This is a genomic window from Streptomyces sp. NPDC031274, assembly GCF_055570235.1.
The window spans coordinates 1-25,455 of record NZ_JBVIHP010000029.1; the positions used below are offsets into that span (position 1 = coordinate 1).

General features: G+C 69.6%; 23 protein-coding genes. 12 read left to right on the top strand and 11 right to left on the bottom strand.

From position 1 onward, the window contains the following. Positions 1–331 precede the first annotated feature (331 nt). A complete protein-coding gene (locus ACZ5CR_RS35275; protein ID WP_468865250.1) occupies positions 332–1,699 on the top strand; it encodes an FG-GAP and VCBS repeat-containing protein in 1,368 nt (455 codons plus the stop codon). Between the two features lie 15 nt (positions 1,700–1,714). Here the strand turns inward: ACZ5CR_RS35275 and ACZ5CR_RS35280 are convergent, their stop codons facing one another. Beyond that, complete coding sequence (locus ACZ5CR_RS35280) at positions 1,715–2,626, bottom strand: LysR family transcriptional regulator (protein ID WP_468865252.1); 912 nt, start codon at positions 2,624–2,626, stop codon at positions 1,715–1,717. A 166-nt stretch (positions 2,627–2,792) separates the two neighbouring features. Between ACZ5CR_RS35280 and ACZ5CR_RS35285 the strand changes: the two genes are divergently transcribed. Next, the gene (locus ACZ5CR_RS35285; RefSeq protein WP_468865254.1) at positions 2,793–4,142 is read left to right on the top strand and encodes an SGNH/GDSL hydrolase family protein; all 1,350 of its coding nucleotides are present in this window, start codon (positions 2,793–2,795) and stop codon (positions 4,140–4,142) included. 35 nt (positions 4,143–4,177) lie between these two features. On the opposite strand, the gene ACZ5CR_RS35290 is transcribed toward ACZ5CR_RS35285, so the two are convergent. From ACZ5CR_RS35290 to ACZ5CR_RS35310, 5 genes are all read right to left on the bottom strand, one after another. Next, the gene (locus tag ACZ5CR_RS35290; RefSeq protein ID WP_468865256.1) at positions 4,178–6,151 is read right to left on the bottom strand and encodes an FUSC family protein; all 1,974 of its coding nucleotides are present in this window, start codon (positions 6,149–6,151) and stop codon (positions 4,178–4,180) included. 10 nt (positions 6,152–6,161) lie between these two features. Next, complete coding sequence (locus tag ACZ5CR_RS35295; RefSeq protein ID WP_468865258.1) at positions 6,162–7,193, bottom strand: endonuclease/exonuclease/phosphatase family protein; 1,032 nt, start codon at positions 7,191–7,193, stop codon at positions 6,162–6,164. Positions 7,194–7,388: 195 nt separating this feature from the next. Next, the gene (locus tag ACZ5CR_RS35300; RefSeq protein WP_468865260.1) at positions 7,389–8,282 is read right to left on the bottom strand and encodes a hypothetical protein; all 894 of its coding nucleotides are present in this window, start codon (positions 8,280–8,282) and stop codon (positions 7,389–7,391) included. Between the two features lie 161 nt (positions 8,283–8,443). Further along, a complete protein-coding gene (locus tag ACZ5CR_RS35305; RefSeq protein ID WP_468865263.1) occupies positions 8,444–9,295 on the bottom strand; it encodes an ABC transporter permease in 852 nt (283 codons plus the stop codon). Continuing rightward, the gene (locus ACZ5CR_RS35310) at positions 9,292–10,395 is read right to left on the bottom strand and encodes an ATP-binding cassette domain-containing protein (protein WP_468865265.1); all 1,104 of its coding nucleotides are present in this window, start codon (positions 10,393–10,395) and stop codon (positions 9,292–9,294) included. Before ACZ5CR_RS35310 ends, ACZ5CR_RS35305 begins: the two co-directional genes overlap by 4 nt. 136 nt (positions 10,396–10,531) lie before the next feature. On the opposite strand from ACZ5CR_RS35310, the gene ACZ5CR_RS35315 reads away from it, so the two are divergent. Beyond that, positions 10,532–10,975 (top strand): SH3 domain-containing protein, encoded by a 444-nt coding sequence (locus tag ACZ5CR_RS35315; RefSeq protein ID WP_468865268.1) that lies wholly within the window; start codon positions 10,532–10,534, stop codon positions 10,973–10,975. A 72-nt stretch (positions 10,976–11,047) separates the two neighbouring features. Then, on the top strand, positions 11,048–11,440 hold the full coding sequence (locus tag ACZ5CR_RS35320) for a hypothetical protein (RefSeq protein ID WP_468865270.1): 393 nt from the start codon (positions 11,048–11,050) through the stop codon (positions 11,438–11,440). Between the two features lie 109 nt (positions 11,441–11,549). Here the strand turns inward: ACZ5CR_RS35320 and snpA are convergent, their stop codons facing one another. Continuing rightward, complete coding sequence (gene snpA, locus ACZ5CR_RS35325) at positions 11,550–12,221, bottom strand: snapalysin (RefSeq protein ID WP_468865273.1); 672 nt, start codon at positions 12,219–12,221, stop codon at positions 11,550–11,552. Positions 12,222–12,519: 298 nt separating this feature from the next. On the opposite strand from snpA, the gene ACZ5CR_RS35330 reads away from it, so the two are divergent. Beyond that, positions 12,520–13,458: a LysR family transcriptional regulator gene (locus tag ACZ5CR_RS35330; RefSeq protein WP_468865275.1), complete on the top strand. Its 939-nt coding sequence runs from the start codon at positions 12,520–12,522 to the stop codon at positions 13,456–13,458. A gap of 108 nt (positions 13,459–13,566) precedes the next feature. Here the strand turns inward: ACZ5CR_RS35330 and ACZ5CR_RS35335 are convergent, their stop codons facing one another. Beyond that, positions 13,567–15,675 (bottom strand): PhoX family protein, encoded by a 2,109-nt coding sequence (locus tag ACZ5CR_RS35335; protein WP_468865277.1) that lies wholly within the window; start codon positions 15,673–15,675, stop codon positions 13,567–13,569. 1,080 nt (positions 15,676–16,755) lie between these two features. On the opposite strand from ACZ5CR_RS35335, the gene ACZ5CR_RS35340 reads away from it, so the two are divergent. The 3 genes from ACZ5CR_RS35340 (at position 16,756) to ACZ5CR_RS35350 (ending at position 19,797) form a co-directional block, all read left to right on the top strand. Next, positions 16,756–17,628: a VWA domain-containing protein gene (locus tag ACZ5CR_RS35340; protein ID WP_468865279.1), complete on the top strand. Its 873-nt coding sequence runs from the start codon at positions 16,756–16,758 to the stop codon at positions 17,626–17,628. Between the two features lie 81 nt (positions 17,629–17,709). Then, a complete protein-coding gene (gene metG, locus ACZ5CR_RS35345; RefSeq protein WP_468865281.1) occupies positions 17,710–19,344 on the top strand; it encodes a methionine--tRNA ligase in 1,635 nt (544 codons plus the stop codon). A gap of 267 nt (positions 19,345–19,611) precedes the next feature. Continuing rightward, on the top strand, positions 19,612–19,797 hold the full coding sequence (locus ACZ5CR_RS35350) for a hypothetical protein (RefSeq protein WP_468865284.1): 186 nt from the start codon (positions 19,612–19,614) through the stop codon (positions 19,795–19,797). Positions 19,798–19,826: 29 nt separating this feature from the next. Here ACZ5CR_RS35350 and ACZ5CR_RS35355 read toward each other — a convergent pair whose 3' ends face one another. Then, positions 19,827–20,486 carry a TetR/AcrR family transcriptional regulator gene (locus tag ACZ5CR_RS35355; protein WP_468865287.1) on the bottom strand — a complete coding sequence of 220 codons (660 nt, stop codon included), beginning with the start codon at positions 20,484–20,486 and terminating at the stop codon, positions 19,827–19,829. A gap of 122 nt (positions 20,487–20,608) precedes the next feature. Between ACZ5CR_RS35355 and ACZ5CR_RS35360 the strand changes: the two genes are divergently transcribed. The 3 genes from ACZ5CR_RS35360 (at position 20,609) to ACZ5CR_RS35370 (ending at position 23,766) form a co-directional block, all read left to right on the top strand. Further along, complete coding sequence (locus ACZ5CR_RS35360; protein ID WP_468865290.1) at positions 20,609–21,568, top strand: NAD(P)-dependent oxidoreductase; 960 nt, start codon at positions 20,609–20,611, stop codon at positions 21,566–21,568. 714 nt (positions 21,569–22,282) lie between these two features. After that, a complete protein-coding gene (locus tag ACZ5CR_RS35365) occupies positions 22,283–22,849 on the top strand; it encodes a DinB family protein (protein ID WP_468865291.1) in 567 nt (188 codons plus the stop codon). A 65-nt stretch (positions 22,850–22,914) separates the two neighbouring features. Beyond that, positions 22,915–23,766 (top strand): ArsR/SmtB family transcription factor, encoded by an 852-nt coding sequence (locus ACZ5CR_RS35370; protein WP_468865293.1) that lies wholly within the window; start codon positions 22,915–22,917, stop codon positions 23,764–23,766. A gap of 187 nt (positions 23,767–23,953) precedes the next feature. Here the strand turns inward: ACZ5CR_RS35370 and ACZ5CR_RS35375 are convergent, their stop codons facing one another. Beyond that, positions 23,954–24,133 carry a DUF397 domain-containing protein gene (locus ACZ5CR_RS35375; RefSeq protein WP_468865295.1) on the bottom strand — a complete coding sequence of 60 codons (180 nt, stop codon included), beginning with the start codon at positions 24,131–24,133 and terminating at the stop codon, positions 23,954–23,956. Between the two features lie 24 nt (positions 24,134–24,157). Here ACZ5CR_RS35375 and ACZ5CR_RS35380 point away from each other — a divergent pair, with 24 nt between their 5' ends. Continuing rightward, the gene (locus ACZ5CR_RS35380; protein WP_468865297.1) at positions 24,158–24,310 is read left to right on the top strand and encodes a hypothetical protein; all 153 of its coding nucleotides are present in this window, start codon (positions 24,158–24,160) and stop codon (positions 24,308–24,310) included. A gap of 136 nt (positions 24,311–24,446) precedes the next feature. Here ACZ5CR_RS35380 and ACZ5CR_RS35385 read toward each other — a convergent pair whose 3' ends face one another. Then, positions 24,447–25,373, bottom strand: coding sequence for an intradiol ring-cleavage dioxygenase (locus tag ACZ5CR_RS35385; protein ID WP_468865299.1), 927 nt, complete (start codon positions 25,371–25,373; stop codon positions 24,447–24,449). Positions 25,374–25,455 lie beyond the last annotated feature (82 nt).

Here is a 25,455-nt window from a genome sequence, read left to right on the forward strand (position 1 = left end):
GTGGGAGTGGGGACGAACTTCCGGCTACAAGTTCGGCATTGGAAACTCTCCTTTCCGTAATGCACTAAGAGAGAGCGACTTTCAGGTCGCACTAGCTGAAGAAGACGACACCGTGACTTGGCGACCCGTACAACCTTTCGATCCCACCGCCGGTCTCCTGTTCGCCGACCCCACCCGTCACCCAGGACAACTGCCGGTGAACGGCGCGGCGGCCCCACGCACCACCTGGCCAGGCACCCCGCTTCGGCGCCCAGATCACCGACTGACCCCAGCGCCTCCGTTTCTTCTCTCTCGCCGCCCCTCGATCGACTCACAAGGAACGCCAACACTCATGCGCATCCGCACAACGGCCCCGCTCGCCGCCCTCCTGGTTGCGGGCCTCACCCCCCTCGCCCTGCCCGCCACGGCTGCGAGCGCCGCGCCCGCGAAGCACGGCGACGACTTCAACGGCGACGGCTACCGCGACTACGCGTACTCGAGCTTCAGCGCCAGAGGGGGCGGCGGCGTCACCGTGGTCTTCGGGACCGCCACCGGGCCCGGCTCCAGACAGCAGCGCATCACCCAGGCGAGCCCCGGCGTGCCCGGCGCCGACGAGGCCGACGACATGTTCGGCGAGGTACGGGCTGCCGCGGACTTCGACGGCGACGGATACGGCGACCTCGCCGTGGCGGCGACCGGCGAGAACGGCTCCCACGGCACCGACCAGGGTGGCGTGACGGTCCTGTGGGGCTCCGCCTCCGGCCTGTCCAAGGGCACGACCCTCCCGAACAAGAACCCGGGCCGCAACAACTACATGGGCAAGGACCTGGCGACCGGCGATTTCAATGGGGACGGCAAGCAGGACCTGGCCGTCATCAACGAATCCATGACCTACGTCTACCGCGGCCCGCTCAAGCGCTCCGGCACCACCGGCACCGTGACCAAGCTCGACAAGACGACGTCCTTCTACGCCTCGGCCCTGATCTCCGGCAAGGTCAACGGCGACAAGAAGACCGACCTCGCGATCATCGGCGACGTGGTCAGCTCCGCGAACATCGCGTCCGACGCCTGGTTCATCAAGGGTGGCGCGAGCTCGCTCACCCCGGGCAAGAGCCTGCGCCTGGAGTCCCAGTCCGGCAACGGCGGCAGCTCCGAGCGCGGCGGCGACGGTGTCATCGCCGACTTCGACAAGGACGGCTACGGCGACATCGCCATCGGCACCTCCCTCTACTCGAAGCACAAGGGCCGCGTCAGCGTCTGGTACGGCGCCTCCGGCGGCCCGTCACGAAGCGCCCGCCTCACCCAGTCGACGAGCGGCGTCGCCGGATCCCCGGAGAATGACGACGAGTTCGGCTCATCCGTCTCGGCGGGCGACGTCAACGGCGACGGCTACGCGGATCTCGCGGTCGGCGTGCGGGGCGAGGAGATCAACGGCCAGGGCCACGCGGGCGGCGTGCACGTCTTCAAGGGGCGGGCAAGCGGCCTGCCCGGTGCCGGTTCGCAGTGGTTCGCCCGCAACACCCCCGGCGTGCCGGGCCCGTTGGAGGCCGACGACCAGTTCGGTGGCCTGGTACGACTGCGCGACACGAACGGTGACGGAAAAGCCGACCTGCATGTGAGCGCCTTCGACTCTCTGCGGCTGCCCGGCTCAGCCGGCGGCATCACCACGGCGGGCGCGACGGAATACGACGCGGCGCCCATCGACAGCTTCTTGGAATAACCGACACGCCGAGCGTCAGAAACGCGCCGGTCCGCCGTTCGCCGCGACGGCATCACGCACCGCCCGGACGAACTCCTGGAGGCGCGGGGTGCCCGCGGCGGCCGTACGCGAGATGAGCGCGACATCGGCCGACGGAACGTCGTCCAGGGGTACGAAGACGATGTCCGGCCGTGAGTAGTACTTCTCCACGGACGCGACGACCGGCGACACCCCCTGCCCCGTGGCGACCAGCGTCATCATCTCCTGGAATCCGGCGACGGACCGGCCGCGGCGGATCGGGAGGCCGCTGGGTGTGCGGGGCGGGACGTGGAAGTCCCACCAGTAGGCGGGCGCGCCGTTGACGACGCCGAAGAAGGTCTCGCCCGCGCACTCTTCGAGGGACACGCTGCCGCGACCGGCGAAACGGTGGCCGAGGGGCACGGCGAGCATGCGGGCTTCGTTGATGACGACGGGCCCGACGGTGAGGTCCGGCTCCTCGACGGGCAGGCAGGTGAACAGCGCGTCGGCCTCGCCGCTCCGGAGCGCGCCGAGCGGATCGCCGAACTGGGTCTCCCGCATCCGGACGTCGCAGCGCGGGCAGCGCGCTCGGAACGTCTCCAGGATCGCGGAGGTCAGCGAGCCCGCGCCCGACCCGAGGAAGGCGACGGTCAGCTCGCCGTCGACACCGCGCGCCATGTCCTTGGCGCGGGCGACCGCGGCCTCCATCCTCAGGTGCAGCGGCGCCAGATCGTCGTACAGCTGACGGCCCAGCGGGGACATCTCCACCTTGCGGCTCGTGCGCTCGAAGAGCGGGGCGCCGATCTTGCGCTCCAGCTTCTTCACGGTCTGGCTGACGCGCGCCTGGGAGAGGAGGAGGCGCTCGGCGGTGCGGCCGAAGTGGAGTTCTTCGGCGAGCGTCAGAAAGGTCTCAAGCTCTTGCCGTTCCATTCTCCCCCGCCACCCACCCATCTCTGACCTGCATCTATAAGCCTGAGCGTGCCGATCGTTTCATGGATCGTCGTTGATCGGGGGGTGGTGGGGGCGGATCTTGGAGGAGTCCGGTCCACGGACGTCGTCACCTCTCTCCACTTCCTTCAACTCCCCGGAGATCCAGATGCTTTCGCGCACTCACACGCGTACTCACACGCGTACTCGTACTTCCGCTGTCACCGCCGCCGCTGCCGCTGTCGCGCTCGCCCTGACGGCCGGTCTCGCCGTCACGGGAGCCCACGCATCGGGCTCGAAGCCATCGCCGGGACCCGCCTGGACCGCCGCCTGGGCGGCTTCGCCGCAGCGGCCGAGTACCGGATTCAAGCCGAACTGGTCGGAGGACGGATTCTCGGGCCAGACCCTGCGACAGGTCGTACGCGTCACGCAGGGCGGCGACAGAGCCCGCATACGGCTCTCCAACGCGTACGGCACATCGCCGCTGCACATCGCGGGCGCGACCCTCGCGCGTACGAAGAAGGGGGCCGCCGTCGAGGAGGGCTCGGTGCGGCGGCTCACGTTCGGGGGAAGACGGTCGGTATCGATCCCGGCGCACGGCCAACTCTCCAGCGACGAGGCGGGGTTGAATCTCAAGCCCTTCGAGTCGGTCACCGTCACCCTGCACCTCGCCCGCACCACGGGCCCGGCCACGTTCCACGCGCAGTCCTTCGCGACGAGCTACCGGGCGGAGGGTGACCATGTCGGGGACGCCGGGGCGGGGGCGTTCGACGCGTCGACGGAGTCCTGGTACTTCCTGTCGGGCGTGGACGTGAGTTCCGTGCGTGAGGTGAGTGGTGACCGCAGTTCCGTGCGTGATGAGAGTGGTGGCCGCGCTCGCCGGAACGACGGTGTCGTCCTCTTCGGCGACTCCATCACCGACGGTTTCGCCTCCTCCACCGACCTCGACCGCCGCTGGTCCGACGCCCTCGCCGAACGCCTCGCGAAGGCGGGCACGCCCCGCCCGGTGCTCAACGCCGGTATCGGCGGGAACCTCGTCCTCAACGACTCGGCCTGGTACGGCGAGAGGGGTACGGCCCGGTTCGGGCGGGACGCGTTGGACCTGCCGGGCGTGGGGACGGTCGTCGTCCTTGAGGGCCTGAACGACATCGGCTTCAGCGAGAGCGATACGCCCACGTACAAGCCCGCGCCGAAGGTGAGCGCGGCCGAACTCATCGCGGGTCACAGGAAGTTGATCCGGGCCGCACATGCGAAGGGGGTCAAGGTGGTGGGGGCCACGTTGCTGCCGTTGGGGGGCTCTGATCACTATGGGGAGCGGGCGGCGAAGGTGAGCGACGAGTTCAACGAGTGGGTGCGGAACTCTGGGGAGTACGACGGGTACGTGGACTTCGACCGGGCTCTGGCGGACCCGGCCGACGGGGAGCGGATCGCGCCGGAGTTCGACAGCGGGGATCACCTGCATCCGAACGATGCGGGGTATCGGGCGATGGCCCGCGCGGTGGACCTCGAAACGCTTTGATCCTCAACCCCAGCCCCGCAGGGAACGCCTGAACCTCACACCCTCGGCGAGGCAATCGCCCGCGCAGCGACCACCTCCTGACGGAGCGGCTCCAGGACGCTCTCCTGGGGCCCGGTGGTGAACGAGGCCGGGACCTCCTCCAGGGTCTCCGAGTCCCGCAAGCCGTCCGCCAACTCCCGCAGTTGGCGGGCGATCTCCCCGACCTCCGTCAGCGTCGGCTCCCCCGCCCCGTGCCCGATCCGCACCCGCGCAGCGGTAGTCGCGTCCACGATCCGCTCCACCGCGATCACCAGAGGCCACCACGCCGCTGCCCGCGCCCCCATCGGCGGCGGTTCGGTCAGGGCACGCTGGAACTCCGTCCGGATGACGGACATGTCCCGGTACAGACCCCGCCGCATCCGCGCCCGCTCACCCGCGTCCACGGCCGTGCCGAACGCGCTCTCGACGTACGACGCCGTATCGGCGACCGCGTCCGCGAGCCGGTCACCGATCCGCGTGTGCCAGCTCTCCGGCCAGAGCAGGTACCCCGCCACCAGCGAGATCCCGCAGCCGATCAGGCTGTCGACCAGGCGCGGCACGACGAGTCCGAAGCCCTGGTGGTTCAGGACGTCGGAGAGGAGCAGGATCACCGGGGTGATCGCGGCCGTCTGGTAGCCGTAGCCCCGCGGTGTGAACGCCGGGATCAGCGCCGCGAGGACCATCATCACCGGCACGTCCCACCAGCCCCGGGGCACCTGCGACAGCACGGCCGCCGCCACCACGAGCCCGGCGGCCGTGCCGAGCGCCCGCAGCACCGCCCGCGAGAAGACCGAGCCGAAATCCGGCTTGAGGACGAACGTGACGGTGAGCGCCACCCAGTACGAGCGGGGCACGTCGATCAGAGATACCAGCGACTGCGCGATGCCGATGCAGAGCGCCAGCCGCAGGCCGTAGCGCCAGGACGCGCTCGACAGGATGACGTTGCGGGCCGCCCTGCGGGCCCGGACGCGCAGGGCGGCGGGTCGGCCCAGGCCGTCGTCGACATGCACGATGCCGTGCGGGTCGGAGTCGTTGAGGAGCTCGGCGACGTGCCGCAGGGCGTGGTCAACGGCGTCGGCCGAAGGGTCGGGGGGCGGGGGCAGGTCGGGGTCGGCGATCGGGGTCGCCGCGCGGCCCGCCACCGCGTCCGCGAGTCGCCGCACCTCCGCGGGGAACTCCGGCGGCATCGGAACTCCGCACTGGTGCGCGGCGGGCGCGGCCTCGATGACCGGCGTGATCGCGTTCAACTGGGCGACCAGGCGCACCAGATCGGGGTTGCGGCCGTGCGCGCGGGTGCGCCGGGCGAGGACGAGGTCGTACGACTGGTTCAGGGCTGTGGTGACGGCCGCGCGCGCGTCGTCGTACCGCTCGGTGCCCGCGGCTTCGAGCAGCGCGGCCACGCTGCGGTAGGTCGCCGCGACGGCGGCCCGCTCCGGGATGCCGGACCGCAGCGGCCAGGCGAGGAGGGCGAGGGTGAGGACGAGGAGGCCGCCGCCGGTCATCAGGGCGGGGGCCAGCCACCACGCGCCCGGCATCGGAAGCCCCGCACCCACCACGGAGTTGAGCAGCAGGAGCAGCCCTGACACGGACGCCACGGCGCCGATCGTGGACATCATCCCGGAGACGAGGGCGACGAGCGTGACCACGCCGACCGCGACCCAGCCGTGCCCGAAGACGAGCGAGCCGATGGTGACGCCGATCGCGCCGAAGAGCTGCGGGACCGCGATGTTGAGGATCCGCATGCGGTACGCGTCGGCGGTGTCGCCGATGACTCCGGAGAGGGCACCCATGGAGGCGAGCGCGCCGTACGCGGGCTGCCCCGCCGCGAGTCCCACGAGGAGGGGCAGCGCCAGGGCGATGGACGCGCGCGCCACCGCGGCCCACGGGATCGGCGCGGGCTGCGGCTTGAGTGTCCTGACCAGCCAGGGGGGTGGGGCGAGGGCGCTCAGGGAGCGAGGGCCCGGTGGTGCGGGTGAGTCGCGGCGGCGCATGCGGCCATTTTTACCGGTCCCCTCCGTGCAGCGTCAGATCCACCACCAGGGCCCGGTGGTCCGTGTCGCCGATCTCCAGGAAGCGGGCGTCGCGCGCCGAGAAGTCCGGGGTGGCGAGGACGTGGTCGATCTGGGTGCCCAGCGGTGACATCAGGTCGGCGGGCCAGCTGGGGGTGCGGGCGGACCCGGCGAGGCGGGCGGCGTCGCGTACGCCGCCGGTGTCCAGGATGTCGCGGAACGCCGCGTGGTCCTGGGTGGCGTTGAAGTCGCCCGCGATGATGGTGGACCGGTGCGCGCGCTTGCCCTTGGCGGCGTAGTCGCGGAGTTCGGCGAGTTCGGTGCGCCAGGTGCCGAGTTGCTTGGGCAGCGGCGGCATCGGGTGGGCGAGCTGGATGCGGACCTGGTGGCCGTCCTCAAGCTCGGCCACGGCGCCGGGCATGCCGAGCGTGCCCGCGAGGCCGCTCGCCTTCTTCAGGGGCAGCTTGCTGACGATCACCGAGCCCTCGGCGCCGCCTGCCTCGCTCGCGGTGCGGTACGGGTAGTCGGCGCGGGGCAGTTCGTCGCGCAGGGTGTCCGAGCAGGTGTAGTCGCACTCCGGGACGAAGAGGAGGTCGGGTTTCTCCTTGCGGACCGCCTTGAGCAGGCCGTGGGTGGCCTGGCCGAACTGCACGTTCGACGCCATGACGCGGATCTCGGCGACGGCGGGGCCTTCCGGGTCGTCCGTCTTGCCGTACGGCTCCAGGAACCAGGCGACGCCGCCGAGCACGATGACGCCCCAGACGAGGCCGACGCGCCAGCGGGCGAGCGCCGCGAGCAGAAGAGCGGCGACCGCCGGGGCGAGGAGGAACGGCAGGAAGGCGAGGATCTGCGGTACGGGGGTGAAGCCGTCGGAGTCGGCGACGCGGAAGCCGAGGATGGCGGACACGCCTGCAAGGAGGAGGGCGGCAAGCCATGCGGCGGGCCGTCGCCGGGGTCGCCTCTTCGCCTGCGGCTCGGGCCAGTCGTCCTGGGAGGCCGTCCTCGCTGCCGTTGCGCTGTCCAAGGCCGGCCTCTCCGCTCTGGGGTCTCTCCGTCTGGGGTCCGTGCGCGAATCTTCCCTCAGAGACGGCTTGAGCGGGGGGCAGGTTGCATTCCCCCTCGGCTTCCTCGACTTCCCACCCCGCAGTTCTCCTCAGTCCTCCTCAGTCCTCCTCAGACACCTCAGGCCCTCTAGTCCTCCTCAGACCCCTCAGTCCCCTCAGGCGCCGGACGCACCGGGGTTTTCGGCCGAAGTCGATGATGCCGGAGCCGGTGACGCCGAAGCCGGTGATCCGCGGCGTCCCAGCAGCCACGCGGCGAGCGCGACCGCGATCCCCACCCCCAGAATCACCCACGCAGCCACACTCAGCGACGACGTCAGCGCGTCGTACACCGCCTCGGCCGCCGGGCGGGAGACATCCTTCGGCAGATCGTCCAGGGTCAGGCCCCGGCCCACCGCGATCGCGACGGCGAGTACCGCACCGCCGAGGGCCGCACCGAGCGCCGTGCAGATGATCGCGCGGCGGCGGCGCACCGCCAGGAAGATGCCGGCCACGGCGAGGAGTACCGCGGCGACCGGGAGCCAGAGGCCCGCCACCTGGAGCATGTGGAATCCCTTCCCGAAGGGACCGAGGTCCGAGGACTGCATGAGCGTCACTTCGGTGTGCTCGACCGGGATGCGGTTCGCGAACGGCACGCCGTCGTCGGCCAGTTGCTTCTTGACCTGCTCGGTGATCGGCGCGAGGTCGATGGTGACGGCGCCCCCGTCGGCCTGGTCGGTGAGAGCGTCCTGCACCGCGGCGTGCGCCTCGCGGTTCGCCGACTTCCAGGCCGTCCTGAACGCCGCTGTCCCGGTGAAGGACCGCACCGCGTCCCGTACGAACGACTCGACCGTGCCCTGCAGCGGCCCGACGTCGATCTCCTTCATCACCCCGTCCGTGACCGCGTCGGCCACCGCGTCCCGCACCGCGGAGTCGGAGGCGAGCGGCGCCATCGTGGCGACGTACTGATCGGCGTCCTGGATCTCGTACTTCGCCCAGGTGGAGAGCGCGCCGAGCGGCACAAGGACGCAGGCGAGCACGAGCAGCAGGGCGGACAGCGGACGTCTGAGCATGAGCACGTCTCAAGCCGAAGCCCCGGTCACGCCGGGCGCGACCGGGACGAGTGCATATGGGGCAAGAAACTCCTACCTGCGGTTGAGGAACTCCAGCCTGCGGTTGAGGAGCCTCGTGGCTACTCGCGGCTGTAGAGCCGCACCGCTGCTTGCAGCCCTAGCTACTTGCGGTTGTAGAGCCGCATCGTCACCGGCCCGAACACCGCCACGAGCAGCACCACCCAGGCCAGCGCCCACGCGAGCGACGACCCCGGCGCCGTGCCCGCCATCAGCTCGCGGACCGCCGACGCGAGATGCGTGATGGGGTTGTTGTTGACGAAAGCTTGCAGCCAGCCCGGCATCGTCTCGGGCTTCACGAAGATGTCGCTCAGGAACGTCAGCGGGAAGATCACCATCATGCTGACCCCCATCACCGACTTCTCGGTGCGCAGCAGCAGACCGAACATCGTCCACACCCAGGAGAAGGCGAAGGAGAAGACGAGCAGGAGCAGTACGCCGCCCACCACGCCGAGTACGCCGCCGTCGGGGCGGAAGCCCAGGATGATGCCGACGGTCAGCATGACCACGGACGCGATCGCGTAGCGCAGGGCGTCGCCCAGGAGATAGCCGACCATCACCGACGGGCGCCAGATCGGCAGCGTACGGAAGCGGTCGAAGACGCCCTTCTCGATGTCGGTGTTGACCGAGACGCCCGTGTACATCGTGATCATGACGACGGACATCACGAGGATGCCGGGCAGCAGATACTGGATGTACTCGCGCGGCGATCCGGCGAGCGCGCCCCCGAAGAGGTACGTGTACATCAGCACCATCATGATCGGGAACGCCGTCACGTCGAAGAGCTGCTCCGGCACATGCTTGATCTTGAGCATGGCCCGCCAGCCGAACGTCAGGGACGCGGAGACCGCGCTGGGGCGCGGCGGCCGGTCACCGGCGATGAGCAGTTCGGCGAGGGACTCGGTCCTTACGGGCGCCAGGTCCTGGGCCTCGGATGTGGTGGTCGCGGTGCTCATGCCTCTGCCTCTTCCTTCGCCGTGTCCGCCGTGTCCGCCGTGTCCGTCGCGTCCGTCGCGTCCGTCGCGTCCGTCGCGTCCGTCGCGTCCGTCGCGTCCGTCGTGTCATGGGCCGGGGCGCCGGTCAGGGCGAGGAAGACCTCGTCCAGGCTGGGCTGGCCCAGGGAGAAGTTGTCGACGGTGATCCCGGCGCGGGCCAGCTCCGCCAGGGCCCGGGACGCCTTCTCGGCGGCGCCCACGCCGTCGCCCTCGCCCTCACCAACGCGCTCGCCGTTGCGCTCGCCGTTGCCGACGCGGGCGGTGAGAGCGACCGGATCGGGCTCCAGCTGGACCTCCGCGTCGAGCGCGAGCCGCAGCAGCGACGCGGCGTCGGCCCGCTGCCCCGGGTCCCGGAGCCGCACGTGCACCGAGCCCGCGCCGACCGACGACTTCAGCTCGCCCTTGGTGCCCTCGGCGATGACCTTGCCGTCGTCGATGACGGCGATGCGGGACGCGAGGTGGTCGGCCTCGTCCAGGTACTGCGTGGTCAACAGGACCGTCGTGCCGTGGGCGACGACCGCGCGGACGATGTCCCAGACCTGGTTGCGGCTGCGCGGGTCGAGGCCGGTCGTCGGTTCGTCGAGAAAGAGCAGGTCAGGGGTGTTGAGTATGGACGCGGCGATGTCGATGCGGCGGCGCATGCCGCCGGAGTAGTTCTTCACCTGACGGGCGGCGGCGCCGCTCAGCCCGAAGGCTTCGAGGAGCTGTCCGGCCCGTCCGTACGCCGCCTTCTTGCCGTGCCCGGTGAGGCGGGCGAGGAGCACCAGATTCTCGGTGCCCGTCAGGTCCTCGTCGACCGAGGCGTACTGACCGGTGAGGCTGACCCTGCCGCGTACGGCGTCGGCCTCGCGGACGACGTCGTGGCCGAAGACATGGGCGTCGCCGCCGTCCGGGCGCAGCAGGGTGGCGAGCATCTTCACGGTCGTGGTCTTGCCCGCGCCGTTCGGCCCGAGCAGGCCGTAGACCGTACCGGCCGGGACGGTGAGGTCCACGCCGTCGACGGCGCGGTTGTCGCCGAAGGTCTTCACCAGGCCCGCGGTCTCGATGGCCACACTGTTCATGTCGTACGCCCTCTCCACGTCAGTGGTTCATCACGAAGGCAGACCGCCCCTGAGGCACAAACTCATCGTCCGGTGGAGCGTTCGCCCGAACGGGTGTTTGCTAGAAGAGGGAAAAGGGGGAACGAGGAGGTCGATCATGCGGACCACTCCGGCCCTGAGAACCACTCCGGCCGCCCTGGGAACTCTCGCCGCCGCACTCATGACCGCGGGCGCGCTGTCCCTCGGAGGTGCCTCGCCGGCATCCGCCTCGGCGCCACCCACGCACAACGACCACGACGTGGTCTGGGGGACGATCGTCGCCCCCGTCGACCTGAAGATCCGGGACATGCCGTCCACCAGCGCCACGATCGTCGCGAAACTGCCCGCGGAGAGCCAGGACCGCGTCGAGTGCGAGACGCAGGGCACGAGTGTCTGGGGCGACACGACCTGGTACTGGCTCGGCGGGGTGCAGGGCTGGGCCAGCGCCGCGTACGTCGATGTCGGCGGGCAGCATGTGCCCAGCTGCGGGTCCGCGGATCCCTGCAAGGAGTACAAGCCGTGCTGGGACACGTGCCAGGGCGGCTACAACCGTTACCACTGAACCTGAAGGCCGGAACCCGGAACCCGGAACCCGGAACCTGAAAGCTGGAAGCTGGAAGCTGGAGGAACCGTCATGGCTCATGTGGCACCCACCTCATCAGCGCCCCGCGTGCTCGGCGGCTCCGCCGTCAGCAGGATCGCGACGGCCGCCGTGCTCCTCGGCCTCGTCTACGGCATCTGGGCGGCGGGAATGGCGCGCGACGCGGGGCCCATCACCACCGGCAACGTCCTGCTCGGCGTCGTGGCCGGAGTCGTCGTCGCCGCGGTCTTCATGGGCCTGCGCAGGATCGCTCCGGGGCTGCCGCGCGAGCTGCGCGCGGCGGCCTGGTCGGGCTTCGCCGGAATCGCGTTCGGCTACCTGTACAGCCTGAGCGACGCGACCGTCCTGCGGTCCACGATCATGGCGCTCGCGGTGGCGGCCGGGGTGTTCGCGGTGATGTTCTACCGCTACTACACGAGCGAGTGAAGGATCCCCGGCCCCTGAACACCACTGTGCCCGTCAGCGCCGAGCGCGCTGACGGGCACAGTGAGGGGAAGGCAGGTGAGGCAGGTGAGGCAGGTGAGGCAGGTGAGGCTCAGCCGACCTTCGCCTTCTCCGCTCTGTCCAGCTGCTTCATCGCCTTCGCGAGACCGTTGGCCCACAACTGGTTGACCTGGGCCTTCTCGTTCGCGTCCGGCTGCGAGTTGGTGCACGAGGTGCCGGGGCCGCCGCCGGACATCAGCTCACTGCACGGCCCTTCGTAGTGGTCCGGAAGGCCGAGGACGTGCCCCGTCTCGTGCGCCGTCACGCGCGTCGAGTCGTACTGCTGGTTCTGGGCGTAGTCCAGGAAGACGTACCCGTTGCCGTGGCCGTCCGTGCTCGCGTACGAGCCGCGCGAGTCGTTCCCCTCGCGGTACTCGAAGCTCGCACCGCTGCTCCCCGCCTGGAGCTTCACGTTGGACACCGCGCTGTTCCAGATGGAGGTGCTGCTGGCTATCTGCTGTGCGAAGGTCGGGGCACCGGAGGCGTCGTACACCACCGTGACCTGCTTCGTGCCGGGGTTGGCGGCACGCTTCTCGGCGACCGACTTCAGGACGGCCTCGAAGAACGCCTTGTTGGCCGCGGCTTCCTCGCCGGAACCCGCGTACTTGGCGTACGAGGCGGTGGTGGACGGCGCGGTGGGGGTCGCGGCCGTCGCGGTCGTCGAACCGAGGCCTGCGGCGGCAAGGCCGAGGACGGCGACGGCGGACAGGTAACGCTTGTTCATGTGGGGGGCTCCCTACTCGTTCTGTGAAAGGTGAACGGTTCGGTAACGGGAGTGTCGGGGAGCCGGGGGCGTCTGCGGATGATGGCAAGTCGCGATAGCGCCGAGCTATCACCCGCCCTCCGGCCCCCTCCCGGATGAGTTCTGGCCGACTCCCGGGCGAGCCCCGGCCGACTCCCGGACGACTCCCGGACGAGTCCCGGCCAACCTTCCGACCGGCTCCCCCTGTGCCCAAATCAGCCGGTTCCCATGGGGTTTGTGAGTCTGGTGCGCCGCCGCCCACCGCTCTACGCTCACAGCCATGGAGCTCGAGGTGAGGCACCTCCGCGCACTGTGCGCCATCGCCGATACCGGCAGCCTGCACAAGGCTGCACGTCAACTCGGCATGAGCCAACCCTCGTTGACGACTCAGCTGCGCCGCATCGAGCAGGAGATCGGCGGCCAGCTCTTCGCCCGCGAGCGCACCGGCTGCCGCCCGACCCCGCTCGGCCGCGTCGTCCTCAGCCGCGCCCGCCCCCTCGTCAGCGAGATGCGGGCGCTGGTCAGCGAGACCAAGGCCGCCGCCGCCCGCGCGTCCGAGGGCCCGCAGCTGCGCATCGGCTCCACGGCGAACGTCGCCATACCGGGCTGGCTGCGCCGCCTTCGCGTACGCCTGCCCGCCACCGAGACCTCGCTCCAGATGGACGTCTCCGCGAACGCGCTGCTGCGGATGGTCGCGGGCGGCCAGCTCGACGTCGCCTTCGTACACGAGGTGGAGGGGAGCCCGCTGCGGCTTCCGGAGGGGCTGCGGCGGCGCGTGCTTGTCGAGCGGGAGCCGCAGTTCGTCTTCCTCTCGGCCGACCACCCGGCGGCGGCACAGCCCGTCGTCCACCTCACCGACCTCGCCGCCGACCGCTGGATGGTGGACCCGACGGTGGACGGCGAGTGGGACGGGCTGCTCCGGGTCCTTCGCGCGGCCGGTCTCAACCCCCGTGTCCTGCACGGCGATTACCTCACCGCCTCCTCCCTCGTCGCCACCGGCGAGGTCGTCACGGTCTGCCAGCCGACCTCGCGCGCGCGACCCGACATGGTGGTCCGGCCATTGCACGGCGACCCGCTCGGCGTACGACTCCTCGTGGCCGCCCGTACGGAGAAGGCGCTCGACGCGGTGTACGGGGAACTGGAGGCCGCGTACTGGGAGGCGGCGCGCCAGGCGCCCGCGTACGGGGAGTGGCTCGCGGGGCAGGCGGCAGCGGCGTGATCCCAACGCAGGAGCGGCGGTAAGAAAGAGAATGAAGCACCCCCTTGGAGAGGGGGCGCCCCATCATTCAGGTACCGCTCAGACAGGTGCCACTCAGCCAGGCACCGCTCAGACGCCGATGTCGCTGCCGTCCTTGCGCCAGACGGAGATGACCGACGGACGGACGATCTTGCCCGGCCCGTCGGGCCACGCGCTCGCGGGCTTCTCGACGGACGCGCCGTCGACCTCGCCCGGGTGCTGCACGGAGACGAGCACGCGGCGGTCCTGGACCAGCGGACCGCAGGTCTCCGCGCCGGTCGGCATGGTCAGGAACTGCTTGAGCTCACCGCGCCGGTCGCCCTTGGTGGCGACGCCGAACAGGCCGTCATGCGAGCCGAGTTGGTTGCCGTCCGTCGAGATCCACAGGTTGCCGTGCGGGTCGAAGGCGACGTTGTCCGGGCAGGAGATCGGGCTGACCTTGTCCTTCGGGAAGCCCGCGAAGTACGTGGCCGGGTCCTCGGGGTCGCCCGCGACGAGGAAGAGCGACCAGGCGAAGGTGGTCGACTCAGGGCGGTTGCGGCGCTCGGTCAGTTCCAGGATCTGGCCGTGCTTGTTGAGGTTGCGCGGGTTGGCCTCGTCGGCAGCGGCCTTGCCCGCCTTGCCGCGGTCGGAGTTGTTCGTGAGCGCGACGTAGACCTTGCCGGTGTGCGGGGACGGCTCGATGTCCTCGGGGCGGTCCATCTTCGTGGCGCCGACCTTGTCACCGGCCTGGCGCGTGAAGACGTACACCTCTTCGGCGGTCATGCCGTCGACGTGCGAGACGGCGTGGCCCTTGGGGCCCGCCGTGGCGAGCGGGATCCAGACGCCGCTGCCGTCGAACTCACCGTCGGCGGGCAGCTTGCCGGTGCCGTCGATGTCACCCGCCGGGGAGTCGCCCGTCAGCTTGGCGACGTACAGCGTGCCCTCGTCGAGCAGCGTGAGGTTGTGCTGGTGCGCGGCGCGGGACGTGCCCTTGGCGACGCGCTTGCTGCTGACGAACTTGTAGAAGTAGTCGAACTTCTCGTCGTCGCCCATGTAGACCACGGGGCGGCCGTCGTGCGTGAGGCGCGGCTGCGCGGCCTCGTGCTTGAAGCGGCCGAGCGCGGTGCGCTTGCGCGGGGTCGAGTCGGGGTCGTAGGGGTCGAGTTCCACGACCCAGCCGAAGCGGTTGGCCTCGTTGGGCTCCTTGGCGAGGTCGAAGCGGTCGTCGAACCGCTCCCACTTGCGCTCGGATGCGGTGCCGATGACGCCGTAGCGCTTGAGGCGTGCGGCGGCGGTGGGGTCGGTGACCTTCTCCGCGTTGGCGAAGTACTGGTTGAAGTTCTCCTCGCCGTGCAGGGTCGTGCCCCACGGGGTGGTGCCGCCGGCGCAGTTGTTGAGGGTGCCGAGGACGGTGGTGCCGCGCGGGTCTGCCTTCGTACGGACGTACTCGCTGCCCGCGGCGGGCCCGGTGAGCCGGAACTCACTGGTGACGGTGAGGCGGCGGTTGAGCTGGTGGCGGCTGACGGCGCTCAGCCTGCCGCTCTTGCGCTCCTCCTCGACGACCACGACGGAGAGGCCGTGGGCGGCCCAGGCGATCTCGACCTGGTCGCGGGTGGGGTTCGCGGCGTCGTATCCCTTGAACATCAGAATTTCGTCGGTGTACTCGTGATTGGCCACGAGGACCTGGCGCCCGCGCTCGCGGTGCAGCGGCAGCAGGGAGAGGAAGTCGTTGTTGTACCCGAACTGTCCGGCCTGCGCCTTCGCGGTCTGCCTGTCCGGGTCGAAGGCGGGAGCGCCGCGGAGGATGGGCTCGCCCCAGCGGATGACGACGTTCTGGACGTAGCCGTCCGGGATCGTGACGGTGTCGGTGGTGTTGGGCGCGACGGGCGTGAAGCGGAGACCGCGCGCCCCTTTTTTGCTTTTGTGCGACGAGGGTTTCCGGGACCCGGACACGGCCCCGGCGGCGGCTTCGGCCTCCGGGGCGGCGGGGCCCGCGATGACGGCGCTGCCCGCGGCGGTGGCCACGGTCACGACCGCGGCGGCCCGCATCATCGAGCGGCGGCTGAGCGCACCGGCTATGACGTCGCCGACGTACTCGTTGTCGCTGGTGTTGGGCACCTCGTGGAAGCAGGCATCACCACAGCGGAACCGGCAGGTCATGGCGGAACGGCCGCCGCTCCCCTGATGCGAGGTGATGATCGGCAGCAGCTTGCGCACGGTTCCTCCGTTGTGTGGTCGTATCTCTCGGCGTGGCTTGTTTCCGCCGTGACGCTAGGCGCGGAGGTCGGCAGGGCGACGGCCTGAGAGTGAACGGGAGGTGAACCGGGAGCGCACATAGGGCAGTTGAGCTGCGGGTGCGCGGTAAGGGTGATCGTTGGGCGACCCTCACCAAGATCGCCTGTCGCGGCGGCTAACCTTACGTGTCCGCCCTGGCCAGGGGTTATCGGGAATCAACTCACGCGAAGGGGTGCACCCATGGGCATTCTGAGTGTCCTGCGGAACGCGTTCGGACGGTCGTCACGCAAGGGGAACCAGGCTCCGGAGCCTGAGTCAGTGTCCTCGGAGGCTCCGGAGTCCCCGGAAGCCACGGAGGCCACGGAGACTCCGAAGACTCCGGAGGCGAAGCCCGCCTCCGCGACCGTACCGGCGCCCTCGTCCGAGCGGGTGCCTCCGGCGGCTGAGCCGAAGGTGACGGTTCCGGGACCGTCGTCCGAACCTTCTCCTTCGGAGGTGGACGACCTCGTCGCGGCGGCGTTCGACCGCGACCGGGTGACGGTGCCATCACCTTCGCGGGAGCGGGATCCGGAGCCGGAGCCGGAGCCTGCGGCTGAGGCTGAGCCCACGCCTGAGCCTGCGGCTGAGGCTGAAGCTGAACCCGCGGCTGAGCCTCAGCCTACGGCTGAAGCTGAGCCCGCAGCTGAGCCTGCGCCCACGACTGAAGCGGACGCCGTCCCCCCGAAGCCGAAGCCGGAGCCCGAGCCGACAGCGGCTGCCGAAGCTGCGACCGAGGCCCCCGAGCCGGAGCCGGCGAAGGAGGCCGCTGCCCCCGCCCCTGAGCCGGAAGAGGCGCCCGCCGCCGCTGCGTCCCCTTCCGAGGCCGGGCCAGACGAGCCCGCCACCGCCGTCTCCCCCTCCGAGGCCAGGCCAGACGAGCCCGCCGCCGCTGTGGGCAATCGTCCCGCTGGGCGGGACGGGTGGGCACAGCCCTCGACGCCGGGTGCCGATGGAGAAGCGGAAGCCGCAGCATCCCCGGCGGAGCCGGACGCGCCGGATACCGCTGAAGAGGCCGAAGCGCCCATGCCCTCGGCGGAGCCGGAAACCCCCATCGCCCCCGCAGAAGCAGAAGCAGAAGCAGAAGCCCCCGTCGCCCCGGCAGAGGCGGAAGCCCTCGCCACCCCGGCGGAGCCGGAGACTCCCGTAGCCCCGGCAGAGGCAGAAGCCCCCGCACCCCCGGCGGAGCCAAATGCCGCCCCGACCGAGCCGGACGCCACGGCCAAGGGCAAGCCCGCCCTCTCAGCAGCCAAGCTGAAGACCCGGGCCCCGGGCCTGGCCACCGCCTACAAGGCGGCAGGCGCAGCCCTCCAGGAGCGGGACCTCACCGGGGTCCGCGCCCCCGTATACCTCGTACTGGACCGCTCAGGATCCATGCGCTCGTACTACAAGGACGGCTCCGCCCAGAGCCTGGGCGAGCAGGTCCTCGCCCTGGCGGCGCACACGGACCCCGAGGCGACCGGCCCCTCCGTACACGTCGTCTTCTTCTCGACGGAGATCGACGGCACCGGCACCCTCACGCTCCCCGAGCACGAGGGCCGTATCGACGAGCTGCACGCGGCAGCGGGCCGCATGGGCCGTACCAGCTACCACCGCGCCATCGAAGAGGTCGTGACCCACTACGAGAAGTCGGAGCACAAGGGAAGCCCCGCCCTCGTCGTGTTCCAGACGGACGGCCCCCCGGACGCGAAGGGCCCCGCCAACCAGGCCCTCGCGGACGCGGCCAAGCACCCTCTCTTCTTCCAGTTCGTCGCGTTCGGCGAGCACGAGGCGAAGGGCTTCGACTACCTCCGCAAGCTGAAGGCGGAGAACGCCGCCTTCTTCCACGCGGGCCCGACCCCCCGCGAGCTCACGGACGCCGAGCTCTACGAGGGCCTGCTCGCGGCCTGGCGCCCGTAACCTCCACGGGGTGGGCCCTCTGGGGTCCACCCCCTGGAATCGAGGTGAATCGCCCGCTCCATGGCCGTTAGGATTTCGACCATGGCGGCCACTGGATCCGAGAAGCAGGGGACGAGCGAAGGCGCAAAGGCGTACTACGTATCGACCCCCATTTACTACGTCAACGACGCTCCTCACCTGGGCCACGCCTACACGACCGTTGCAGGGGACGTGCTCACGCGCTGGCACCGTCAGCGCGGCGAGAAGGTGTGGTACCTCACCGGCACGGACGAGCACGGTCAGAAGATCATGCGCACTGCCGAAGCGAACAACGTCACGCCACAGGAGTGGTGCGACAAGCTCGTGGATGAGGCCTGGCGGCCCCTCTGGGAGCACCTGAACATCGCGAACGACGACTTCATCCGCACGACGGAGAAGCGCCACACGGACCGCGTGCAGGAGTTCGTCCAGGATCTCCACGACAAGGGCGAGATCTACAAGGGCGGCTACGAAGGCCCGTACTGCGTGGGCTGCGAGGAGTACAAACTCCCCGGCGACCTGATCGACGGTGCGGACGACGGCGAGTTCGCGGGCCAGAAGCTCTGCCCCATCCACAAGAAGCCGGTGGAACTCCTCAAGGAGGAGAACTACTTCTTCAAGCTGAGCGAGTACGGCCCCAAGCTCCTCGAGCACTACGCGGCCAACCCCGACTTCATCCAGCCGGAGTCGGCGCGCAACGAGGTCGTGAACTTCGTCAAGCAGGGTCTGCAGGACCTCTCCATCTCGCGCTCGACGTTCGACTGGGGCGTCAAGGTCCCGTGGGACGACAAGCACGTCATCTACGTCTGGGTCGACGCGCTCCTCAACTACGCCACGGCCGTCGGCTATGGAGCGGACGAGGAGAAGTTCAAGACAACTTTCCCCGCCGACGTCCACCTCGTCGGCAAGGACATCCTCCGCTTCCACGCGGTCATCTGGCCCGCGATGCTGATGGCGCAGGGCCTCCCGCTGCCGGGCCGTATCGCGGCGAACGGCTGGCTGATGGTCGGCGGCGAGAAGATGTCGAAGTCGAACCTGACGGGCATCAAGCCGCAGGACCTCACGTCGCACTTCGGCGTGGACGCGTACCGCTGGTACTTCCTGCGGGCCATCGCGTTCGGCCAGGACGGCTCGTTCTCCTGGGAGGACTTCTCCGCCCGCTACACGAGCGAGCTGGCGAACGACTACGGAAACCTCGCCTCGCGCGTGGCGGCCATGGTCGGCAAGTACTTCGGCGGCGCGCTTCCCGAGGCGACGTCGTCCGGTGCCGCGGAGCAGGCGGTCCAGGAAGGTCTGGCCAAGGCGGTCGCGACGGCCGACCTGAAGATCGGCGAGGAGCTGGACTTCCAGGCCGGCATCCTGGCGGTCTTCGCCTTCGTCAAGCAGGTCAACGGCTACATCACGGAGCAGGAGCCGTGGAAGGTGGCCAAGGACGAGTCCCCTGAGGGCAAGGCCCGCCTGGCGACGATCCTCTACACGGCGGCGGATTCGCTGCGCGCGGTGGCCGTCCTGCTGAACTCGATCATGCCGGAGACCTCGCAGAAGCTGTGGGACTCCCTCGGCGCGGAGGCCTTGCTCGGCGCGCTCGCCGAGCAGAAGGTCCAGGACGCGGGTACGTGGGGGCAGCTGCCGGTGGGGGCGACGGTGACGAAGGGTGCGGTGCTGTTCCCGCGCCTGGAGGAGCCGAAGCAGTCGTAAGCAGTCGCAAGCAGTTGTAAACAGCTGTAAGCGGCTGTAAGCGGCTGCAATCGGTCGACGCATCGACTTTCAACTGCACCGAACTGGACTGAACTGCACTGAACCACGCTGAACCACGCTGAACCACGCTGAAGGGGCTCGCGATTCATCTCGCGGGCCCCTTCTTCTTGCCCAACTTGGCTGATTCATGCGGGTCAAATAGCGATACCGATCACATTCGACCAGAACTCACGTCGTCTTCACATCTTCGTACGTACGCTTCACTCTATGACCACGACTCCCGACACCCCGGACCGGCCGCGCTCAGCGGCCGAGGTGAACGAGGAGATACGCGCGCTCTGGCTTCGTACGGGCGGGTATCTGCGCCCTGAGCAACACCTTGAGTACGAGAAGCTCGTGGCGGAGTGGGCCGAGGCGACGTCAGCCGCGGCAACACACTCCCCGGCCGCGTGACCTGCACCCCACGCCCGACCGCAGCGACCTCACCCTCGTACGACCCCACGACCGACCGCAGCGACCTCACCCTCGTACGACCCCACGAGCCGCGCCAGCTGACGCCCCACCGCCCGTAGCGGCTCCTCGCTGCGGGTGACCTGGGCGGTGACCTCGGCCCCCTCAAGGGCGCTGATCACCGTGGTCGCCAACTCCCGCGCGTCCCCCGCGGCGAAGCCGGACCCGAGCAGCTTCTCCTCGACGAGCCGCTCCCAACTCCTCAGCGCGGCAGCACACACCCGCTGGATCTCGGAGTCATCCGCGCCCAACGTCTCCAGGGCCGCGGCGGTGACGGGACACCCATCGACCCACCCGGACTCCCGCAGCCCCACGGCGAGTTCCGCGACGCAGGCCTGGATCGCGGTGCCCGGGTCGTCGGCGGCAGCGAGTCCGTCCCTCAGCACCTCGGCGAACTCCTCACCGCTGTACGTGATCGCGGCCACGGCGACGGCCTCCTTCCCGCCAGGGAAGAAGTGGTAGACGGAGCCGAGCGTGGCCTCCGCGTCCTTCGCGATCTGCTTGATGCCGGTGCCGACATACCCCTGCCGCTGCAGCAGCCGTGCGGCGGCGATGACGATGCGGTCGCGGGTTCCACGGGTTTCGCGGGTTCCATCGGTTCCACGGGTTCCGACGGCGTTGGTCTGAGCCATGGAGCGCAGCCTACCTCCCGGACTAATTAGAGCGCTCGTTCCAGAGCCGTGCTACGTTTCCGGCAAGCACTAGATAGAGCGCTCGTTCTAGTAACCGGATCCGGCCCACCTGGAGACGCTCCATGACCACGACCACCCCAACTACTTCCGCCACTTCCACCACTTCCGCCGCTACTGCCCCCTCCCGCACCTCCCCCACCTCCCCCACCCCCCTCACCCTCATCGGCCTGGGCCCCATGGGTCACGCGATGGCGACGACGCTGCTCGACAAGGGCCACCAGGTCACGCTCTGGAACCGCACCGCGTCCCGCGCGGACGACCTGGTGGAGCGGGGCGCGATTCTCGCCACCACCCCCGAGGAGGCGGTGGCCGCCAACGAGCTGGTGATCCTGAGCCTCACGGACTACGACGCGGTGTACGAGGTCCTCGAACCGGCAACAGCCGCGCTGCCCGGCCGCGTCATCGTCAACCTCAGCTCGGACACCCCGAAGAAGGCCCGCGAGGCAGCGGCCTGGGCCGCCCGGCACGGCGCCGCCCACCTCACCGGAGGCGTGCTCGTCCCGCCGAACGGCATCGGGAAGCCGGAGGCCTCGACGTTCTACAGCGGCCCGCGCGAGGCGTACGACAAACACCGAGCGACGCTTGAGGTACTGACGGGCGAGACGGACTACCGGGGCGAGGACGCGGGCCTGGCGGCGCTGATGTACCAGCTCAACATGGTCATCTTCTGGACGAGCGTCTCCAGCTACTGGTACGCGGTCGCCCTCGCGAAGGCCAACGGCCTGTCGGCGACGGACATCCTCCCGTACGCCTCCCTGAACATGACCGGGATGCCGGAGTTCCTGTCCTTCTACTCGTCACGCATCGACGCGGGCAACCACGAGGGTGACGTGGACCGCCTCGCCATGGGCCTGGCCAGCATGGAGCACGTGGTGGACACCCACACCGACTCGGGCGTGGACGCGGCGCTGCCGTCCGCGGTGGCGGACCTGTTCCGGCGCGGGATGGAGGCGGGACACGCGGCGGACAGCTTCTCCAGCATCGTGGGGCTGCTGGGCGCGGCAGCCCCTCGAAACAGCTGACACCGCGATACGACCTCCCTCCCCCTCACCCCCTCCCTCCCTCCCACTCACCCCCCCCTCTGTGTTCGAGGCCGACTACCTCACTGTCGAGCATGCGTAAATCTACGTTGGCGGGAGTAGACATTGGTTGATGGTCTGGCTATGGTTTCTCTTGTAGCCGAGATCGAGCAGGGCCCGGCAGGAACGAACTGCCGGGCAGCAGTATCCGCAAGTGCAGTTCGCAGGACGGTGCGGTGGTGGAGTTTCGAAGCCAGGGTTGTCGCAGGACGGCGACGGGACTGACGACCGGACCGGGTGGCCCGCAGTGATCAGGGGCCGCCATGAGCAGCGCCGCAGTACGCACAATTGCAGTACGCAGTACGCAGTCCCGTAAGTGAGCAAGTGATCCAAGAGGGAAGAACGGAGGAGCCAGGCGCCATCAGGATCGCCCGGGCGGAATTCTTGAGTCCGGGTACCGCAGGACATCGATAGTGAGGTGGTCTCCGGTCAAGCAACCGCGATCCCCGCAATCCCGACGCCTTCCAGGTCGGGCCGGCGGAAACAGAAGGCCGACGCAGTATCAGAGTCGGCAGATGGTGTAGCAGTTCCTTCGGGGCCCGGGTGCCATACAGCACCCGGGCCCCTCCATGCGTGTTCGCGCCCCCGAGCCGAAGGCGGCTGTCAGTCACGAGCTGAAGGCGGCGACTGTCAGTGCGGACCGCCAGACTCGCGCACATGACGGAAAACGGCAGCGATCCGATCTCGCCCACTCCCCAGCATTACGCACCCCGTTGGAGCAACGACACCCGCGAGCCCCCGCCGAACACGGGCGACGAACGCGAGGCGTTGACGACGTCCCTGGACTGGCACCGAGCGACGTTCGAGCTGAAGTGTGCGGGCCTGACGCAGGAGCAGCTGTCGGAGCGCGCGGCGCCTCCGTCCGGGTTGTCGCTGCACGGCCTGGTCCGGCACCTGGCGGGAGTGGAGCGCTGGTGGTTCCGCATCCAACTGACGGGTGAGAAGGTCCCGTTGCTGTACTACTCCGACGAGGACCCGAACCAGGACTTCGACACGCTGACCGGCGACGCGGGGGAGGCGTTCGCGGTGTGGCACGAGGAGTGCGAGCGCTCGCGCCGGATCGTGGCGGCGGCGGAATCCCTGGACGTGACGGGCATCCGCAGAGCGACAGGTGAGCCGATCTCTCTCCGCAGAATCCTGATCAACATGATCGCGGAGTACGCGCGGCACAACGGGCACGCGGATCTGCTGAGGGAGCGGATCGACGGCACGACGGGGATGTAGGCGGCTCGGCGGCTCTCGGCAGCTCCCGCCTTGAACATGCAGGCAAATGCCTGCATGATGGAAGGGTGAGTACGAGCAGGAGCCCGAACCCCGAGGTGGCCGGCGGGGTCGACAAGGTCTTCAAGGCCTTGGCCGACCCGACCCGCCGCTACCTCCTGGACCAGTTGCACGCCCACAACGGCCAGACGCTGGGCGAGCTGGCCGAGCGCGTGTCGATGACGCGCCAGTCGGCGACCCAGCATCTGGCCCTCCTGGAGGCCGCGAACCTGGTCAGCACCGTGCGGCGAGGACGCGAAAAGCTCCACTTCCTGAATCCCGTGCCCCTGCACGAGATCCAGGAACGATGGATCGACAAGTTCGAGGACCCACGTCTACGAGCACTCAGCACCCTGAAACAACAGGCGGAGGCCGCCATGACCACGAACCCGACGCACCCAACGAAGCCGACGTACGTCTACGTCACCTACATCGAGAGCACCCCGGAGAAGGTCTGGCACGCCCTGACCGACGCGGAACTGACGGCGGCGTACTGGGGCCACGCGAACGTCTCCGACTGGCAGCAGGGTTCGACCTGGGAGCATCAGCGGACGGACGGCTCGGGCATCGCGGACGTGGCGGGCAAGGTGGTGGAGGCGACGCCGCCGAAGCGCCTGGTGACGACATGGGCGTACCCCTCTGCCTCCTCGAACTCGGCCTCCGCCTCCGCCTCCGCCTCCGCCGAACCCTCCCAGGTCACGTGCGACATCGAGCCGTATGGCGGGATCGTGCGCCTGACGGTGACCCACGAGAACCTCGCGGACGAGAAGGAGCGGAACGACGTGGGTTCGGGCTGGCCCGCGGTCCTCTCCAACCTCAAGTCCCTCCTGGAGACGGGCTCCCCCCTCCCGGAGAAACCGTGGCTGGTCCCCGACCACTGACCGGCCCGCGACTTCGCCCCGCACCGCCTGCACACCGAGCGTGGCCGTAGCGGTCGCGCTGTGCGGGCGGCGATTGCAGAAAAGTCCCGCGATACGAGCCGAAAAAGGCAGGATCGGCGGGACTTTTTTGAGATCTGTGCGGGTGCTTGGTTTTGTGACGGGGGGGGAGGGCTGACGCGGGCGGGGGTCAGGCCCTCCGGGCCTGCACGTGGCGTATGAGCGCCGCGAGGCCCTCCGGGGAGGCCTTCAACACCTGGGAGGGGGCGTCGCTCTCGCGGAGGAGCAGCGCGCCCCTAGGGGAGGCCAGTTCTACACAGTTACTGCCGTCGCTACCACTGGAGAACGACGACTTCTGCCACTGGACCACGTCTCACAGCTCCTTCGCCAGGCGGTGGTTATAGTCTCGCGGCCCAGCGGGCTCAAGGGCTACCGCCTCCACACGGCACCCCTGCGAGCGACCGACAAGGAGTCCGCCGAGTACTACGGCGACCTCGTGGATGTCGGCCTGGGAGACACCCCGGCCGCGCCGGAACCCAGTGAGTAACCGCGCCTTCGTCATCAGCGATGTGAACGACCTGTCCGTCGCGGAAGAAGGCTGACCACATCCCCAGCGGGCCCCTCCCGGCGACGGCCCGGAACCGAATGGCTCCGGGGCCCCCGCCATTCCACCCGCCCCGCTGCTACGTCCCGTCCTCCGTCTCGTCCGGGTCCACCCCCATGGTGATCGACCCGATGACACCCTTCTCGATGTGCCCCTTGCGGTACTTCAGTTTCAGGAGGCCGTCCTGTGTGCCGCCGCCTCCGTAGATCGTGTCCTCTTCCAGCGTCGTGCGTGTCGTCGTGCTCGTGGAGTACGGCGTCACCTCCGCCGATGCGAGTACCGCCGTCTCCGCGAAGAAGAACTGGCCCGTGTGGCAGGCGTGGCCGCCCTCGTAGCCGGTGTCGGTCATCTTGCCGTCCACGTGGACCTTGGTGTGGATGTGCACGGCACGGCCCTGGTACCAGCCGGGGAAGACGGTGCGGAACTCCACGTAGCCGTGCTTGTCCGTCAGCTGCGTGCCCCGCAGATAGCGCTCGTCGTCCGTGGGCTCCTGGTGGCCACCGCCGCCACCCGGTCCGCCCGGGTCGCCGGACGGCGGGGGCCCGGTCGGTGCGCCCGTCGGCGGAGTGCCGCCCCCGCCCCCGCCCCCGCTCATCGACTCGTACCCCGAGTAGATCCCCAGCGCGTCGCAGTGCCAGATGTCCACGGCCGCCCGCTTCAGCGGCTTGCACGTGTCGGCGTCGATCACCTTGAGGCGCAGGGTGAAGGGGATGCCCTCCCTGTCCTCGGTGATGTCCTTCCGGATCTTGTCGGCGTCTATGTAGTACGGGCCCTCGGTCGTCTCGCCGGTCAGGCGGTAGCAGGTCCCCGCGGACGAGGCGTCGGAGGTGGCGGAGTCGTCCGAAGCCCCCTCCGGCGACGCCGACGCGCTCGCCGCCACCGCGCCGCCCACGCCGACCGCCGCCACCGCTGCCCCGGTCGTGAGCAAGACCTTACGGCGCGTCAAGTCCCGTTTGTGGGCGGGACCTTGGGGTTTCTCCGGGTGCGTATCGCTCTTCTCTGTCATGCCCCGGACGCTAGGCAGTCCGCCTGTCAGGAACATGTGCGTCGACTGTGCCCACGCACAGCAAAAAGGGCCCGGAATCAAC

Coding starts and splice junctions, on each gene's coding strand:
- ACZ5CR_RS35275 (WP_468865250.1), top strand. CDS start 332: ATGCGCATCCGCACAACGGCCCCGCTCGCCGCCCTCCTGGTTGCGGGC.
- ACZ5CR_RS35340 (WP_468865279.1), top strand. CDS start 16,756: ATGCCCTCGGCGGAGCCGGAAACCCCCATCGCCCCCGCAGAAGCAGAA.
- ACZ5CR_RS35360 (WP_468865290.1), top strand. CDS start 20,609: ATGACCACGACCACCCCAACTACTTCCGCCACTTCCACCACTTCCGCC.
- ACZ5CR_RS35315 (WP_468865268.1), top strand. CDS start 10,532: ATGCGGACCACTCCGGCCCTGAGAACCACTCCGGCCGCCCTGGGAACT.
- ACZ5CR_RS35385 (WP_468865299.1), bottom strand. CDS start 25,373: ATGACAGAGAAGAGCGATACGCACCCGGAGAAACCCCAAGGTCCCGCC.
- ACZ5CR_RS35330 (WP_468865275.1), top strand. CDS start 12,520: ATGGAGCTCGAGGTGAGGCACCTCCGCGCACTGTGCGCCATCGCCGAT.
- ACZ5CR_RS35300 (WP_468865260.1), bottom strand. CDS start 8,282: ATGCTCAGACGTCCGCTGTCCGCCCTGCTGCTCGTGCTCGCCTGCGTC.
- ACZ5CR_RS35305 (WP_468865263.1), bottom strand. CDS start 9,295: ATGAGCACCGCGACCACCACATCCGAGGCCCAGGACCTGGCGCCCGTA.
- ACZ5CR_RS35365 (WP_468865291.1), top strand. CDS start 22,283: ATGACGGAAAACGGCAGCGATCCGATCTCGCCCACTCCCCAGCATTAC.
- metG (WP_468865281.1), top strand. CDS start 17,710: ATGGCGGCCACTGGATCCGAGAAGCAGGGGACGAGCGAAGGCGCAAAG.
- ACZ5CR_RS35285 (WP_468865254.1), top strand. CDS start 2,793: ATGCTTTCGCGCACTCACACGCGTACTCACACGCGTACTCGTACTTCC.
- snpA (WP_468865273.1), bottom strand. CDS start 12,221: ATGAACAAGCGTTACCTGTCCGCCGTCGCCGTCCTCGGCCTTGCCGCC.
- ACZ5CR_RS35320 (WP_468865270.1), top strand. CDS start 11,048: ATGGCTCATGTGGCACCCACCTCATCAGCGCCCCGCGTGCTCGGCGGC.
- ACZ5CR_RS35350 (WP_468865284.1), top strand. CDS start 19,612: ATGACCACGACTCCCGACACCCCGGACCGGCCGCGCTCAGCGGCCGAG.
- ACZ5CR_RS35310 (WP_468865265.1), bottom strand. CDS start 10,395: ATGAACAGTGTGGCCATCGAGACCGCGGGCCTGGTGAAGACCTTCGGC.
- ACZ5CR_RS35355 (WP_468865287.1), bottom strand. CDS start 20,486: ATGGCTCAGACCAACGCCGTCGGAACCCGTGGAACCGATGGAACCCGC.
- ACZ5CR_RS35280 (WP_468865252.1), bottom strand. CDS start 2,626: ATGGAACGGCAAGAGCTTGAGACCTTTCTGACGCTCGCCGAAGAACTC.
- ACZ5CR_RS35290 (WP_468865256.1), bottom strand. CDS start 6,151: ATGCGCCGCCGCGACTCACCCGCACCACCGGGCCCTCGCTCCCTGAGC.